Here is a 15,426-nt window from a genome sequence, read left to right as displayed (position 1 = left end):
TGGGCGGCATTTAGGTACCGTATCGGCACGCGCCGTCCCTGTGAAAAGCGGTACATGCGAACCGGTTGCGGCGATATGGTCGAAGCGCGGCCATTTGGTATTTTGCGCGGATCAGGCTTTGCTGGAATCGGGACACAGCCATGCCCAACGCCTTCGACGACCTGCCCGTGTTCGCAAACGGACTGTCGAAATCGCTCACGCTCGACCAGGCCAACGAGTTGGCGCAGGCGATGTACGGCGACGGCGCGCAGGTGGAGCGGCTGCGCGACGCCGAGCGGCTGTCGGTGGATCTCAAGGCGATCAATTTCGGCACCACGCAGTTGTTGAAGGTCAATCTCGTCGGCTTCAGCCTCGAGCGCGACATCGACGATTTCGTGCATGTGTCAATTCCGATCGCCGGCAGCTTCCGTCGTGGAACGGGCCGGATCGTGCGCGAGTTCAGCCCGCCGCGGAACGCCTCGATCGGCCGTCCGTTCGACCGTTCGCGCCTCGAGGTCGCCGACGCCTCGGTGCTGGCGTTCTATGTTCCCAAGGCGACCATGGTCGAGCGCGCTGAACGATTGACCGGGAATTCGCAGAGCGCATCCGTGCTGCTCTCCGGCCTCGACGAGGCCGTCGACCTCGGCGAGCCCGTGGCGGCGGCGCTGGCGCGGCAGTTGAATTCGGCGATGGCCGACATGACCAGTCTGAATGCGATCGGCTTCGGCCGCCTCGCGGCGTCTGCGACCGAGGAAATCCTGATCAATCTTCTGACGGCGGCGGTGTTCCCGCGCGTGGCGCGGACGCTGGCGAATCCGCATATCGATCGCAGCCCGGCGCTGGTGCGCCGCGCGCGCGATTACATCAAGGCGCATGCGGACGAGCCGATCGAGGTGTCGAAACTCGCAGCCGATCTCGGCGTGAGCCTGCGGTCGCTGCAGGAAAACTTCCAGCGCTACTTCGGCTACTCGCCGCGCGACCTGATCCTCGAATGCCGGCTCGAGCGCGCGCGTGACCGCCTGTTGCGCGACCACAACGGTCTGTCGGTGACGTCGGCGGCGCTCGACTCAGGTTTCAGCGACCTCGGACACTTCTCGGCAAAGTATCGCGACAAGTTCGGCGAGCTGCCGTCGGAGACGCTGCGACGCGTACGGCGCGACGTGGCGTAGCTCTCGGCGCCGAGCCGCGCCGCAGGGAGCAAGCTATTTCTGATGGTGATGGTGCTGCATCGGGGCAGCACCCGCGTAGCCGCGCAGCTCGGCATATTTCGCAAGCTGCGTCTCATCGAGCATGGCATAGGCCAGCAGATGATACTTCAGATGGGCCTCGCGAAGTTCGCCTTGCGTCTTCGCGATTGCCGCGGTCGCTGATCTCAGGCTGTCCGGGCTGATCGTTTTTCCCGCGAACTGGCGGTCGAGGGCGCTCTCCTCGTCGATCAGCTTTTGCCCGATCGGTGTTGTCTCGGATTTCATCGCCACGAACATATCCTGCGCTTTGCTGCGCTGATCGGATGTCAGCCTCAGTTGATCCGCCAGTTCGAGCATATGCGACGGACCGGGATAACCGTTGAGTTCTGCGGTCAGCGCCAGCCCCATGCCACGTCCCGCGCGCAGGTCGGCGATCTGCTGATCCGACAAGGCTTTGACCTGCCGGGTCTGCATCCCCGCGTAGGGCGTTTGGGCCTGGCTGACACCAGGGATCAGCAGGGTAATCGCGAGCAGCATCAATCTCATCTGTCATCACCATGTCGGGAGTTTCGGGAGGACGAGTGTAGCCGATGCAATGGCTGCAGGCTGTGCCATTTGGTCACGATCCCGTCATGAGCGGAGCGCGTCGCGCTGCATTTAACGCTGGAGACCGAAGGCGCTTCAAGGTGCGCTTCGGTTGATCTTGTCCACTCTTGCCCATGGCGAACAAGCAGAGGTGGGATAATATCCAGAGTGAACGCTTTCGGGAGCGATGCGATGCAGACGAGGGTCTTTGGGCGCACGGGCATGCGGCTTTCCGTGTTGGGCTTCGGCTGCGGCGCTGTCGGCGGGCTGATGGTTCGCGGCGATCCTGCCGATCAGGAGCGCACGGTCGCGCGGGCGATCGCGGCAGGCGTGAACTACTTTGACACGGCCGTGCTGTACGGCGACGGCGAGTCGGAAAAGAACCTCGGTCGCATCCTGCGAAAGCTGAAGCCGGCCGATGCGGTCGTCGGCACGAAAGTCCGGTTGCTGCCCGGCGATCTCGGCGGCATTGCCGATGCGGTCGCGAAGTCCCTTGAGGGAAGCCTCGCGCGGCTGGGCCTCGAGCGTGTCGACATCTTTCATCTGCACAATCCCATCACCGAAGCAGGCGGCGGATCGGCGCTGAGCGTCCGGCAGGTTCTGGACGACGTAGTCCCGGTATTTCAGCGCCTCCGTCAGCAGGGCAAGATCCGTTACCTCGGGATCACGGCCCTGGGCGACACGGCGGCGCTGCATCGGGTGATCGACAGCGGCGCCTTCGACAGCGCGCAGGTGGTCTACAACATGCTCAATCCGTCTGCCGCGGATACATTGCCGGCGAACTATCCGGCGCACGACTACGGAAAATTGTTCGATCGCACCAGAGCGGCGGGCGTCGGCGTCGTCGGAATTCGCGTGCTGGCCGGGGGCGCGCTGTCGGGCTCGGCGGAGCGTCACCCGATTGCCGGTCCGGCACCCGAGCCGATCGGTTCGGCGATGCGCTACGACGACGATGTCGATCGCGCGCGCCGTCTGATGCCGCTCGTGGAGGAGGGGTTCGCGGCGAACCTCACCGAAGCCGCCACGCGGTTTGCGCTGTCGCATCCCGCCATGGGCACGATCCTGGTCGGCATGGCCACGCCGCAGCAGTTCGATGACGCGCTGGCCGCGGTCGAAAAGGGCCCGTTGCCGCAGGCTGCGCTCGATCGACTGTCGGCGCTGCGCAACGCGTTCTCTGGCGAGGCGCGCTGAGCGTTCGAAAGCCGATCGTTAAAATTGACTGCAATTCCCTGACCGCCGGCTAACTCTCCGGACAAATGGGCCGTGGCTTTAAACCCGCCATTCGCGGCCGCCGTGCATGCTGTCCCGAAAAGGGGCGGGGCGTCGGCATGTCTATTGTCAGAGAGATCATGGTTGCGGTGGTGGGCGTATGCGCGCTCGTGTGGGCTTGCGACACAATGTTCTTGCCCGGCCGGTTCGACGAGGCCTATTTCGACCGCGCCATGTACGCGCCGGGACAGCATGAGTTCCGCCTTGCCGGCGTTTCGCCGTCGCTGCGCATCAGCGAGGCGTTTGCACAGCTTCCTTACGGCCAGGCGAGGGCGCGCCAGCGCTATTCGTCGCTAACGACGATCGTCCGATGACGCATTCATTCAAATTGTCTGCAATGTGCTGACCGGCAGCCAACGCTGCCGACAAATGCCGCGCGGACGTAAACCTCACGTTTGTGCCCGGCCTGCATGCTTCCCGAAAAGACGGGGGGCATTCAATGCCGGATTTCAGGGAAGTCATCGTCGCCGTCACGGCAATGGTGGGGCTGCTGTTCGCATCCAACGCGCTGTTCGGCGCGGGTGACAGCCGTTTCGACGATGCATTCTACGACAGCGCCTTCTACGCGCCGCGTTCGGCCGAGTTTCGCTTTGCGAGCGACGTGACACCCGCAGACCGCGTCAACGACATGTTTTCACAGTTCTTCCCGAGCGAGGGCAAGCGCAACAAACGCTATTCCTCGCTGACGACGATTGTCCGGTAGTTGGGTCAGAGGTTTCGTAGCCCGGATGGAGCGAAGCGAAATCCGGGATCGGCGCCGCGCTTGAGATGCCCCGGATTACGCTTCGCTCCATCCGAGCTACAATTCTCTTGCCCTTCACTCCCCCTGGATCCACTCGGCCACACCGCGCCAGAGCGTGTCGCGATGCTCGGGCCGGAAGAAGCCGAAATGGCCGATTTTTTTTACCCCAACATCGGCGGGCCGCACCGAGATCGCCTCGGGCTTGATCGCGGTGAAGCCGGAGCAGAGCAGCTCGACTGCCGAACGGGTCGCCCAGGGGTCGTCGGTGAAGGACAGCGCGCGCAGCTCGCCCTTGTACTTTGCGAAGTTCTCCAGTGCAGGCAGCTTGGAGTCGAAGAGGTAACGCGGATGGCTGACCCATTCGGCCCATTGCAGGAAGACGCCCTGCGGCAGGTCTTCACCGATCCCGAGCCAGCCGGGCGCATAGCCGAGCAGGCGGCTGACGGGCACGCCGACAAAATTCATCAGCGCAAAGACGCGATAGCTTTCCGGCGGCGTCATCAGCTTCCAGGTCGCGGCCTGCGAGGCGATGAACGCGGCGCGCGCGATCTCGCTGTTGTTCTCGATCAGCCCGAGCGCCTGGCCGCCGAAGGAATGGCCGACATAGGCGAGCGGCAGCGTATTGTAGCGCTCGCGCATCCAGCGCACCGCCGCGGCGACGTCGAGCGCGGCCCAGTCCGACATCGAGGCCTTGAAGCCGACCAGCGATTTCGGCTGGTTGTAGCCGACCATGGCCTGCTGCCGGCTATCGCCGATGCCACGGTAATCGTAGGTCAGCACTGCGCAGCCGCGATGGGCGAGGTAGGAGGCAAAGCCGCGATAGACCTTTCGGGGCACCGCGGTCGCCGAGTTGATCAGCACGGCATGGCGCTTGGTCCCGCGCGGCAGGAACAGGGTGCCCGACAGCACGTAGCCGTCCTTTCCGGGGAAGGTAATATCGTCAACAAAGACGTCGTCGAGTGCCGCGTCCATGGGCAGCGTAGACCCCAGAGAAATACCAAGCGCTCTAGCAAATGCGAATTTGGCTTTCCCCGCAAGGGCTTGGACCGCCAAACGGATTTACAACTGGCGGTCCATTCACAGCCTGTGTATAAGGCGGCCCTTCGCAACCTGTGGATCGAGTTGCGGTTTTTGCCTTACGGAGAGGATGCGATGTCCGAGCGGTGGACGCCCGAAAGCTGGCGCAGCAAACCGGTGTTGCAGGTACCCGATTATCCCGACGCCAAGGCGTTGGCCGATGTCGAGGCGCAGCTTGCGACCTTCCCGCCGCTGGTATTCGCGGGCGAGGCGCGCAACCTGAAGAAGGCGCTGGCGCGCGTTGCGGCCGGCGAGGCCTTCCTGCTCCAGGGCGGCGATTGCGCCGAGAGCTTTGCCGAGCACGGCGCCAACAACATCCGCGACTTTTTCCGCGTGTTGCTGCAGATGGCGGTCGTCCTGACCTATGCCGGTGCCGTGCCCGTGGTGAAGGTCGGCCGCGTCGCCGGCCAGTTCGCAAAGCCGCGCTCGTCGCCGACCGAGAAGGTCAACGGCGTCGAGCTGCCGAGCTATCGCGGCGACATCGTCAACGACATCGCCTTCACCAAGGAAGCGCGCGTACCCGATCCGCAGCGCCAGTTGATGGCCTATCGCCAGTCGGCCGCGACGCTGAACCTGCTGCGCGCATTCGCCACCGGCGGCTACGCCAATCTCGGCAGCGTACATCAGTGGATGCTCGGCTTCCTGAAGGACTCACCGCAGTCCCGCCGCTACAAGGAATTGGCCGACCGCATCTCGGATGCGCTCAACTTCATGCGCGCCTGCGGCCTCGATCTCGAGGCGCATCCCGAGCTGCGCTCGACCGATTTCTACACCAGCCACGAGGCGCTGCTGCTGGGCTACGAGCAGGCCATGACCCGCGTCGATTCCACGACCGGCGACTGGTACGCGACAAGCGGCCACATGATCTGGATCGGCGACCGCACCCGCCAGCTCGACCACGGCCATGTCGAATATTTCCGCGGCATCAAGAACCCGATCGGGTTGAAGTGCGGCCCCTCGCTCAAGGCGGACGAGCTGTTGAAGCTGATCGACGTGCTCAACCCCGACAACGAGCCGGGCCGGCTGACGCTGATCGGCCGCTTCGGCGCCGACAAGGTCGGCGAGCATCTGCCCGCCATGATCCGCGCCGTTCAGCGCGAGGGCAGGTCGGTCGTGTGGTCCTGCGATCCCATGCACGGCAACACCATCACCTCGACGTCGGGCTACAAGACGCGGCCGTTCGACCGCATCCTGTCCGAGGTGAAGTCGTTCTTCGCGATCCATGCTGCCGAAGGCACCCATGCCGGCGGTGTGCATCTGGAAATGACCGGTCAGGACGTCACCGAATGTCTCGGCGGCGCGCGCGCCATCACGGACGAGGATCTCAACGACCGCTATCACACGGTCTGCGATCCCCGCCTCAATGCTGAGCAATCGATCGACATGGCCTTCCTGATCGCCGAACTCCTGAAGCAGGAGCGCGCCGGCAAGGCCAAGCCGATGCCGGCCGCAGCGGGCCTTTAACACCTTGCTGCGGATCTGGAAGGCAACGATCAACTCCCGGAACGGTCTGGCCTTTGCGTTTCGCTCGGAGCAGGCCATCCGCGAGGAGATCTTTGCGCTGCTCCTGTCGCTGCCGATAGCGTGGGTGGTCGGCGCGACACTGTCTCGCGCGATCGAGTTGATCTGCGCGGTCGCGTTCGTGCTTGTCGTGGAGCTGCTCAATACGGCGGTCGAAAAGCTCGCCGATCGGCTCACCATGGAGCACGACAAGCAGATCGGGCAGGTCAAGGACATGGGCTCGGCCGCCGTCGGCGTCGCGCTCTTGATGGCCGGCGCGTTCTGGATCTTTGCCATCGTCGAGCGGCTGGGGCTGGTCTAGCGCCATGAGCGAACGCACCTCAAATTTCTCGGTCGCGCTCGCTCAGCTCAATCCGACCGTGGGCGACATCGCCGGCAACGCCGCAAAGGTGCGCGAGGCGCGCGCGCGGGCGTCGCGCGACGGTGCCGATCTCGTGCTGTTTCCGGAATTATTCATCTCGGGCTATCCGCCCGAAGACCTTGTGCTCAAGCCCGCCTTCCAGGCGGCCTGCCGCGCCGCGATCGAGGCACTGGCGCGCGAAACCGCCGATGGCGGCCCGGCGCTGCTGGTCGGTACGCCCTGGGTCGAGGACGAAAAACTCTACAATGCCTGCGCGCTGCTCGACGGCGGCCGCATCGCCTCGCTGCGCTTCAAATGCAACTTGCCGAACTATGGCGTGTTCGACGAGAAGCGCCTGTTTGCGCGCGGGCCGGCCGCGGGCCCGGTGACCGTCAACGGCGTGCGGATCGGCGTTCCCATCTGCGAGGACATCTGGCTGGAAGAGTCCGAGGACTACGAGAATGTCGTCGAGACGCTGGCCGAGACCGGCGCCGAGATCATCCTCGTGCCCAACGCCTCGCCCTATGCCCGCGACAAGGGCGACGTCCGCCTCTCGGTCGCGGTGGCGCGCGTCACCGAGAGCGGCCTGCCGCTGGTCTATCTCAACCAGATCTGCGGCCAGGACGAACTCGTGTTCGACGGCGCCTCGTTCGCGCTCAATGGTGATCTCTCGCTTGCGGCCCAACTGCCGGCGTTCACGGAGACCGTGACAACGCTGCGTTTCACCAAGAACGGCGACGACTGGCGCTGCACGGGTGCCGTCGCGCAACTGCCCGAGGGCGACAAGGCGGACTACGCCGCCTGCGTCCTGGGCCTGCGCGACTATGTCGGCAAGAACGGTTTTCCCGGCGTACTGCTGGGTATCTCCGGCGGCATCGACTCCGCGCTGTGTGCGGCCATCGCGGTCGACGCGCTCGGCGCCGACCAGGTCCATGGCGTGATGCTGCCCTATCGCTTCACCGCGGCAAGCTCGATTGCGGATGCGGGCGAGCTCGCGGGCCATCTCGGGCTGCGCTACGAGGTGCTGCCGATTGCGGAAGCCGTGACCGGTTTTGAGACCATCCTCTCCGACATCTTCAAGAATTTGCCGCCCGATATCACCGAGGAGAATCTGCAGGCCCGCGCCCGCGGCACGCTGCTGATGGCGATCTCCAACAAGACCGGGCTGATGGTGGTCACGACCGGCAACAAGTCGGAGATGTCGGTCGGCTACGCCACGCTCTATGGCGACATGAACGGCGGCTTCAATCCGATCAAGGACATCTACAAGACGCAGGTGTTTCGGCTGGCGAGGCTGCGCAATGAGTGGAAGCCCGATGGCGCGCTCGGTCCGTCGGGCGAGATCATTCCGCCGGACATCATCACGCGCCCGCCGACGGCCGAGCTTCGTGAGAACCAGACCGATCAGGATTCATTGCCGCCCTATGATGTGCTCGACGCCGTGCTCGAACGCCTGGTCGAGCGCGAGGAGCCGCTGGAGACGATCGTCGCCGCAGGCTTCGACCGCGAGATGGTTGTTCGTATCGACCATCTCCTCAACATCGCCGAATACAAGCGCCGGCAGGCCGCACCCGGCGTGAAGGTGACACGGAAGAACTTTGGCCGCGACCGCCGCTATCCCATCACCAACCGCTTCCGCGACCGGGGCGGGCCGTTGCCGGCGCCGGACGAGACGCTCGTCTCACGCGGCGGCCGCGCCTCGACGGATGCGTTCGAGGGCTAACGCTATTTCTGCTGCGGAATGAACGTCGGGCCGACCGAGCGGATCGGCTTGTTCTCGTTCGAGGTCGCCGCGGTGTCGGCCGGCGGCGGCGTGGCCGGCGCGCTGGTCGCGGTCGGCGGCGGCGTTGCGCCCTTTTTTGCGTTGGCGGGAGGCGCACCCTTGGTGAGCTGCCGCTGCTGCATCTTTTTCGCGCTCTCCTCGGTGACGATGATGTCACCCTGCTGCTCGACCGCGGCCTTGTCGTCAGCCGATTTCAGCGCGTCCGCCCAGCTCTGGCCCGCGGCCTTGCAGGAGCAAGACGGATCGAACGCGTTCTTGAACTTGAACGCGTTCGGCAGCGCCGTGTAGGGCTGGCCGCTGACCGAGACGGCCGCGTTCATGTCCTCGCCGGGATTGCGATAGGAATAAAGGACAGCTTCCGCAGCCGGGCACAGCGCCTTGCACGCCTTCTCGTCGTCGGGGAAGCGCGCCGGCACGGTCGCGAACGAGACCGGGAAATAGGCGCCGTCGCAGGTGCGCACGCACACCGTGCGATAGGTCCCTGATGGCGGACCGAGGTCGCCGAGCGGAGGGTTGTTGGTATTGGCGTTGTTGCCGCCGCCGAACAGATTGCTCAGGAAATTGCCGGGGCCCTGTCCCTGCGATTGCGCAGCGTTGGCGTATTGCGGACCGCAATTGTTCTGCGCCAGTGCGAGCAGCACCGACCGGCGCTGGTTATCGCGCTCCGGGCTGAAGCCGCCGGGACCGCCGGAGCGCAACCGCTCCAGATTGGTGGTGATCTGGTCCAGATTGGCGCGCATCTGCTGGATCTGGGTGTTGACCGGACCGCACTGCGCCGACTGGCCGTTGAACAGCGAGAAGAAGCCGGAGCTTTCGCAGCCCATGCGCTTGGCCTGCGCGGTGACGCGGTCGAGCTCGGCCTGCTGCCGGCTCTGCGAATCCTGGTAGCGGCGGATCTGCTCGTCCTTGGCAGGGTCGCTGCTGCCGCCGCGATCGAGCGCGGCGAGCTGGCCCTCGAGCCGGATGCACATCGGATTGCTGCCGGGGGCGGCGCCCGGCGGCGGGCCGGGAGGCGTGCTTTGCGCAAACGCGGACGTACCGAGCGCGAGCGTGCTCAAGAGCACGGCGCAGGCAAGGATGGGACGAGTACGAGAGAGAGACAAAAATTCCGGCATATCCGCCATTCTAGCGATGTCACGGCCGCGTCGCCCGTGCGCGCCCTCCAATACCCGCTTCTGGGGGTATCGTCACGTCTTTCCGGGGCGAAGGTGTGGCCGTAAGGTCTGCCAGTTCCGAGAGAATTCAGCGCTGGCAGGTGATTGCGACGTAGTCCGCGCAATGGCCATGGGAGCAGTTTGCGCCGGATTTGGGGACGGAGCCGGTAATTTCGTCGGGATCGACCCGGCGGTAGGCCGAGGCCTGGGCAAAATCGCGTGACTGGCAATAGGCACGGGCGGCATGCGCGCCGCACTTTTCGCCCTTGGCCAGGCACTGATCGACGCCGTAGCCGTCGGCTTGGTTGGCGATGATGAAGACACGGCTCTCGGCCGACGCCGCAGTGGATGCGACGATAAAGGCGCAGAGGAGGGGCGCGAAGAGGGATCGCATGGTGCACCGGAATTGAGAGGAACCGCCCGCAGACGAATAAACTCAAAAGGTTAAGGATGATTAACCCTGAAGGCGGGCGGGCGGCGTTTGCGCAGAAAAAGCGGCTTTTTCGCGGCTCACTTGACGGCAAGGCCCTCTCTGGCCCATATGTTCCGCATGAACGGTCTCCTCGCCATTTGTGGCATTTGCCGCGAGATTACGAGCTAGCGATTCGCTGGCTGGAGCCGTCTTTTCTCAAAACATTGAGAGCCCTGGACGCCCGGCCAACAGCCGATGGGTATCCATATGGAATTGCGTCTCTACGATACGTTGACGAAGGAGAAGCAGCCGTTCCGGCCGCTCGATCCGAAGAACGTCCGCATGTATGTCTGCGGACCGACAGTCTATGACTTCGCCCATATCGGCAATGCGCGGCCGGTGATCGTGTTCGACGTGCTGTTTCGGCTGTTGCGCCATCTCTATGGCGAGACCCACGTCAAATATGTCCGCAACATCACCGACGTCGACGACAAGATCAACGACCGCGCCGCGCGCGACTATCCCGGCTTGCCGCTGAACGACGCGATCCGCAAGGTCACGGAGGAAACCGGGAAGCAGTTTCACGCCGACGTCGATGCGCTGCGCGCGCTGCGGCCGAGCATCGAACCGCGCGCGACCGAGCATATCGGCGAGATGCGGGAGATCATCGAGCGACTGGTCAAAGGCGGCTTTGCCTATGTGGCCGAAGACCACGTGCTGTTCTCCCCGCAGGCGATGAACGCGGCGAACAAGGTGCTGCCGCGCTATGGCGCGCTGTCCAATCGTTCGCTGGACGAGATGATCGCCGGCGCGCGCGTCGATGTTGCGCCCTACAAGCGCGACAACACCGATTTCGTGCTGTGGAAGCCGTCAAAGCCCGGCGAGCCCTCATGGCCGTCGCCATCAGGCATCAAGGCCGAGGGGCGTCCCGGCTGGCACATCGAGTGCTCGGCCATGGCGTGGAAGCATCTCGGCGAGCAATTCGACATTCATGGCGGCGGCATCGATCTCGTGTTTCCGCATCACGAGAACGAAGTCGCGCAAAGCTGCTGCGCGTTCCACCAGTCGCGCATGGCCAATGTCTGGATGCACAACGGCTTCCTCCAGGTCGAGAGCGAGAAGATGTCGAAGAGCCTCGGCAACTTCATCACCATTCGCGATCTCCTGGCGGATTGGCCGGGCGAAGTGCTGCGCCTCAACATGCTGAAGACGCATTACCGCTCGCCGATCGACTGGACGCTGAAATCGGTCGAGGAGAGCTCGAAGACGCTCGACGACTGGTATCGCGTCACGGCCGACGCGCCGGCAGGCCAGCCGGCTGCATCCGTGATCGAACCGCTGCTCGACGATCTCAACACGCCGCAGACGATTGCAGCGCTGCATGGCCTGCGCAACGAGTCCGGCGGAAGTGGCGGCCTCGCGGCTTCGCTGCGGCTGCTCGGCTTCCTGTCCGAGAGCGCCGCCGCGTGGGAAGGACGCAAGCAGCAGGCGAGCGGTGTCGATGCCGGCGAGGTCGAGCGTCTCATCGCCGAGCGTACCGCAGCCCGTGCGCGCAAGGATTTTGGCGAGTCCGATCGTATCCGCGATCAGCTCGCGGCGATGGGTGTCGCGATCAAGGATTCCAAGGCCGGCACGACCTGGGAGTTTTCGCGATGAAGCGACCCGACACGCCGTTCCCCCGGCACTGGCTCTACTACATCGCGCTCAAAATCCTGCTGCTCGCCGGCGCGCTTGCGCTGGCGTTGAAGCTGTATGGCCTGTGGTGACGACGATGGGACAGAGTTTGCCAAAACCCGCGATGCGGCCGTTTCTGCCGGCTGACCTGCCGATGCTGACGGCGATCTTTGCGGCGAGCATCGCGGAATTGACCGGTGACGATTACAGCGAGGCGCAGCAGGAGGCCTGGATCTCGGCGGCCGAGGACGAGGCTGAATTCGGCAAGCGGCTCGCGGCCGATCTCACCTTGATCGCGACGCTGCAGAACTCGCCGGTCGGATTCGCCTCGCTGCGCGGCAAGGATCATATCCGCATGCTCTATGTGCATCCGAGCGTGGCCGGGCAGGGCGTCGCGACGATGCTGGTCGATGCGCTGGAAAAACTCGCAGGCGGCCGCGGCGCGACCAGCCTCACGGTCGATGCCAGCGACACCGCGCAGGGGTTCTTCGCCAAGCGCGGCTACGTCGCCCAGCAGCGCAACAGCGTCACCATCAACGACGAATGGCTCGCCAACACCACCATGAAGAAGACGCTGGGCGCCTCGCCCGCGTCAGGAGCGCCGCAATGAGCAAGGAGCGCCTTTACCTGTTCGACACCACGCTGCGCGATGGCGCGCAGACCAATGGTGTCGACTTCACGCTGACCGACAAGCAGGTGATCGCCCAGATGCTGGACGAACTCGGCATCGACTATGTCGAGGGCGGCTATCCCGGCGCCAATCCGACCGACACGGAGTTTTTCGCGACAAAACCAAAACTCAGTCATGCGCGCTTCACGGCGTTCGGCATGACGCGGCGGGCAGGGCGATCCGTCTCCAACGATCCCGGCGTGGCCGGACTGCTGGAGGCGAAAGCCGACGCGATCTGCTTCGTGGCAAAGTCCTCCGCCTATCAGGTGCGCGTCGCACTGGAGACGACGAAGGAAGAGAACCTCGCCTCGATCCGTGACAGCGTTGCGGCCGCAAAAGCTGCGGGCCGCGAAGTCATGCTCGACTGCGAGCATTTTTTCGACGGCTACAAGGAAGACCCGGCCTTCGCGCTCGCCTGTGCCAAGGCTGCGTATGATTCCGGCGCACGCTGGGTGGTGCTGTGCGACACCAATGGCGGCACCATGCCGCACGAGGTCGAGACCATCGTCACCGAGGTGCTGAAGCATATCCCTGGCGACCATGTCGGGATCCACGCGCATAACGACACCGAGCAGGCGGTGGCGAATTCGCTCGCCGCGGTGCGCGCCGGCGTGCGGCAGATCCAGGGCACACTCAACGGTCTCGGCGAGCGCTGCGGCAACGCCAACCTCTGCTCGCTGATCCCGACGCTGAAGCTGAAGAAAGAATTTGCCGACGCGTTCGAGATCGGTGTCACCGCGGAAAAGCTCGCGGGCCTCGTCAAGGTGTCGCGCACGCTCGACGACATGCTCAACCGCGCGCCGAACCGGCACGCGGCCTATGTCGGCGAGAGCGCCTTCGTCACCAAGACCGGCATTCACGCCTCCGCCGTGCTCAAGGATCCCCAGACCTATGAGCATGTGCTGCCCGATCTCGTCGGGAACCATCGCAAGGTGCTGGTGTCGGACCAGGCCGGCCGCTCCAACGTCATCGCAGAGCTCGACCGCGCCGGCATCGCCTATGAGAAGAGCGATCCGAAGCTGACGCGGCTGGTCGAGGAGTTGAAGGAGCGCGAAGCCGCGGGCTTTGCCTACGAGTCCGCCAACGCTTCGTTCGACCTGCTGGCGCGCCGCACGCTCGGCAAGGTGCCGGAGTATTTCAAGGTCGAGCAGTTCGATGTCAATGTCGAGCAGCGCTACAACGCGCTCGGCGAGCGCGTCACGGTTGCGCTTGCGGTGGTCAAGGTCGACGTCGCCGGCGAGCGCCTGATCTCGGCCGCCGAAGGCAACGGTCCCGTCAACGCGCTCGACGTTGCCTTGCGCAAGGACCTCGGCAAATACCAGAAGTACATCGAGGGCCTGAAGCTGATCGACTATCGCGTGCGTATCCTCAATGGCGGCACCGGCGCGGTCACGCGCGTCTTGATCGAGAGCGAGGACGAGAACGGCGAGAACTGGACCACGGTCGGCGTGTCGCCCAATATCATCGACGCCTCGTTCCAGGCGCTGATGGATTCGGTGATCTACAAGCTCGTGAAGTCGGGCGCGCCGGCGTAGGGCAGGAAGCAGCCACAGGCGCTCGCAATGACGAGGGGAGGGAGCAGAGAGAATGATCGACCACATCTCCGTCGGCGTCAGCGATCTCGAACGCTCCGCGCGCTTCTACGAGGTGACGCTTGCGCCCCTTGGGCTCACGCGTCTGGTGACGCGCCCCGCAACGATCGGCTTCGGCAAGACCTATCCGGAATTCTGGATCAATCTGCGTCCCGGCATGCCGCGCGTTGCGCCCGAGAGCGGCACGCATATCTGCCTGCGCGCGAAATCTACGGCCGACGTCGATGCGTTTCACGCAGCAGCACTTGCCGTAGGCGGCGAGTCCGATGGCGCGTCGGGCATCCGCCCGCATGATCGCGTGCGCTACTATGCGGCCTTCATCGTCGATCCCGACGGCAACCGGATCGAGGCGGTGACGTTCCCTGCCGACTAACTTAGAGCTTGTGCGCGACTTCCGGTGCGAGCTTCGTCTCGGCGTCGGCGACTTGCGCGGCAGCCGATTTCAGCTTGGGCAGAATCTCCTCGACGCGATCGGCCTTGAGGATGTCGACCGAAAAGCCCGCGCGGATGAACTGCGTCTGGCGCATGTGCGACAGCAGTGAGAACAGCGGCTCCCAGAAGCCGTCGATATTGGCGAGCAGCACCGGCTTGGCATGGCGTCCGAGCTGTTTCCAGGTCAACTGCTCGACCAGCTCTTCCAGCGTGCCGACGCCGCCGGGCAGGGCCACGAACGCATCGGAACGTTCGAACATCAGCCGCTTGCGCTCGTGCATGTCGGGCGTGACGATCATCTCCTGTACGCGGCTCAGCGCATGCTCGCGCTTGCGCAAAAAGTCCGGAATGATGCCGGTGACGAGGCCACCATTGTCCAGCACCGCATCGGCGACGGCGCCCATCAGGCCGACCGCACCGCCGCCATAGACCAGGCGAACGCCGTTCTCGGCCAGCGCCTTGCCGAACGCCTTGGCGGCTTCGATGAAGAGGGGATTGGTTCCAGGGCCGGAGCCGCAATAAACGCAGACGGTTTTGAGAGTGCTCATTGGGGCCATGATGCATTGCAGCGAAAGGGCGTCAAGTCCAATCGGTGATTCGGAGGTCACGGGAATTTACCGGCAAATGACGACAAACAATGAGGAAATAGGCACCAGATAGACACTTGGCGGGGTGCGCCGGGCGCCGGAAGCCTCTATATGACGAACGAAATCAGTGAAACAACGCAGCCCGCATCCGGCGGGCCTCAAGGCTCTCGATGGCTCATCCTCATTCGTCTCAACCCGGCGGCGACGCGCCAGATCCTGCCGGTGCGCCGCTGGAGCAGGCGACGCTGTTCGGGACGCTCTCGCATCTGTGGCCCTACATCTGGCCGAGCGACCGCGCGGATCTCAAGATGCGCGTGGTCTGGTCGATGGTGCTGCTGCTGGTCGCCAAGCTCGCGACGCTGGCGGTGCCGTTCTCCTTCAAATGGGCGACCGATGCGCTGACCGGCGCCAACACCGCGCCG

16 protein-coding genes and 1 pseudogene are annotated in these 15,426 nt (G+C 64.5%); 12 read left to right on the top strand and 5 right to left on the bottom strand.

Annotation, left to right across the window (positions count from 1 at the left end; all coding sequences use genetic code 11):
* Positions 1-140 precede the first annotated feature (140 nt).
* Positions 141-1,148 carry an AraC family transcriptional regulator gene (locus C2U70_RS04750; protein WP_140976706.1) on the top strand — a complete coding sequence of 336 codons (1,008 nt, stop codon included), beginning with the start codon at positions 141-143 and terminating at the stop codon, positions 1,146-1,148.
* Positions 1,149-1,181: 33 nt separating this feature from the next.
* Here C2U70_RS04750 and C2U70_RS04745 read toward each other — a convergent pair whose 3' ends face one another.
* On the bottom strand, positions 1,182-1,712 hold the full coding sequence (locus C2U70_RS04745) for a Spy/CpxP family protein refolding chaperone (protein ID WP_140976705.1): 531 nt from the start codon (positions 1,710-1,712) through the stop codon (positions 1,182-1,184).
* A 231-nt stretch (positions 1,713-1,943) separates the two neighbouring features.
* Here C2U70_RS04745 and C2U70_RS04740 point away from each other — a divergent pair, with 231 nt between their 5' ends.
* The 3 genes from C2U70_RS04740 (at position 1,944) to C2U70_RS04730 (ending at position 3,723) form a co-directional block, all read left to right on the top strand.
* On the top strand, positions 1,944-2,942 hold the full coding sequence (locus C2U70_RS04740) for an aldo/keto reductase (protein WP_140976704.1): 999 nt from the start codon (positions 1,944-1,946) through the stop codon (positions 2,940-2,942).
* Positions 2,943-3,079: 137 nt separating this feature from the next.
* A complete protein-coding gene (locus C2U70_RS04735; RefSeq protein ID WP_140976703.1) occupies positions 3,080-3,334 on the top strand; it encodes a hypothetical protein in 255 nt (84 codons plus the stop codon).
* Between the two features lie 125 nt (positions 3,335-3,459).
* A complete protein-coding gene (locus tag C2U70_RS04730; protein WP_140976702.1) occupies positions 3,460-3,723 on the top strand; it encodes a hypothetical protein in 264 nt (87 codons plus the stop codon).
* Positions 3,724-3,837: 114 nt separating this feature from the next.
* Here the strand turns inward: C2U70_RS04730 and C2U70_RS04725 are convergent, their stop codons facing one another.
* Positions 3,838-4,734 (bottom strand): alpha/beta hydrolase family protein, encoded by an 897-nt coding sequence (locus C2U70_RS04725; RefSeq protein WP_140976701.1) that lies wholly within the window; start codon positions 4,732-4,734, stop codon positions 3,838-3,840.
* Positions 4,735-4,914: 180 nt separating this feature from the next.
* On the opposite strand from C2U70_RS04725, the gene C2U70_RS04720 reads away from it, so the two are divergent.
* From C2U70_RS04720 to C2U70_RS04710, 3 genes are read left to right on the top strand one after another with little or no spacing between them, the layout of a single operon-like run.
* Positions 4,915-6,303 carry a class II 3-deoxy-7-phosphoheptulonate synthase gene (locus tag C2U70_RS04720; protein ID WP_140976700.1) on the top strand — a complete coding sequence of 463 codons (1,389 nt, stop codon included), beginning with the start codon at positions 4,915-4,917 and terminating at the stop codon, positions 6,301-6,303.
* Positions 6,304-6,307: 4 nt separating this feature from the next.
* Positions 6,308-6,661, top strand: coding sequence for a diacylglycerol kinase (locus C2U70_RS04715; protein WP_140976699.1), 354 nt, complete (start codon positions 6,308-6,310; stop codon positions 6,659-6,661).
* Between the two features lie 4 nt (positions 6,662-6,665).
* Positions 6,666-8,423 (top strand): NAD+ synthase, encoded by a 1,758-nt coding sequence (locus C2U70_RS04710; protein ID WP_140976698.1) that lies wholly within the window; start codon positions 6,666-6,668, stop codon positions 8,421-8,423.
* Positions 8,424-8,425: 2 nt separating this feature from the next.
* Here C2U70_RS04710 and C2U70_RS04705 read toward each other — a convergent pair whose 3' ends face one another.
* Positions 8,426-9,607: a DUF2865 domain-containing protein gene (locus C2U70_RS04705; protein ID WP_140976697.1), complete on the bottom strand. Its 1,182-nt coding sequence runs from the start codon at positions 9,605-9,607 to the stop codon at positions 8,426-8,428.
* Positions 9,608-9,725: 118 nt separating this feature from the next.
* A complete protein-coding gene (locus C2U70_RS04700) occupies positions 9,726-10,031 on the bottom strand; it encodes a hypothetical protein (RefSeq protein ID WP_140976696.1) in 306 nt (101 codons plus the stop codon).
* A gap of 285 nt (positions 10,032-10,316) precedes the next feature.
* Between C2U70_RS04700 and cysS the strand changes: the two genes are divergently transcribed.
* The 4 genes from cysS (at position 10,317) to C2U70_RS04680 (ending at position 14,358) form a co-directional block, all read left to right on the top strand.
* Positions 10,317-11,705: a cysteine--tRNA ligase gene (gene cysS, locus C2U70_RS04695; protein ID WP_140976695.1), complete on the top strand. Its 1,389-nt coding sequence runs from the start codon at positions 10,317-10,319 to the stop codon at positions 11,703-11,705.
* Between the two features lie 115 nt (positions 11,706-11,820).
* Positions 11,821-12,333, top strand: coding sequence for a GNAT family N-acetyltransferase (locus tag C2U70_RS04690; protein WP_186294064.1), 513 nt, complete (start codon positions 11,821-11,823; stop codon positions 12,331-12,333).
* Entirely contained in the window at positions 12,330-13,928 is a 1,599-nt protein-coding gene (cimA, locus tag C2U70_RS04685) for a citramalate synthase (protein WP_140976693.1), read from the top strand. Before C2U70_RS04690 ends, cimA begins: the two co-directional genes overlap by 4 nt.
* 52 nt (positions 13,929-13,980) lie before the next feature.
* Entirely contained in the window at positions 13,981-14,358 is a 378-nt protein-coding gene (locus C2U70_RS04680) for a VOC family protein (protein WP_140976692.1), read from the top strand.
* 1 nt (position 14,359) lies between these two features.
* Here the strand turns inward: C2U70_RS04680 and C2U70_RS04675 are convergent, their stop codons facing one another.
* Positions 14,360-14,965: a TIGR00730 family Rossman fold protein gene (locus tag C2U70_RS04675; RefSeq protein ID WP_186294063.1), complete on the bottom strand. Its 606-nt coding sequence runs from the start codon at positions 14,963-14,965 to the stop codon at positions 14,360-14,362.
* Between the two features lie 209 nt (positions 14,966-15,174).
* On the opposite strand from C2U70_RS04675, the pseudogene C2U70_RS04670 reads away from it, so the two are divergent.
* A pseudogene (locus C2U70_RS04670) lies at positions 15,175-15,426 on the top strand (metal ABC transporter permease); the annotation flags it as partial.

Origin of the sequence: Bradyrhizobium guangdongense (assembly GCF_006483445.1) — a bacterium.
In the GTDB taxonomy this organism is placed as follows: domain Bacteria; phylum Pseudomonadota; class Alphaproteobacteria; order Rhizobiales; family Xanthobacteraceae; genus Bradyrhizobium; species Bradyrhizobium guangdongense_A.
The sequence above is the reverse complement of the archived record's forward strand: the minus strand, read 5'-3'. Positions and strand labels throughout refer to the sequence as shown.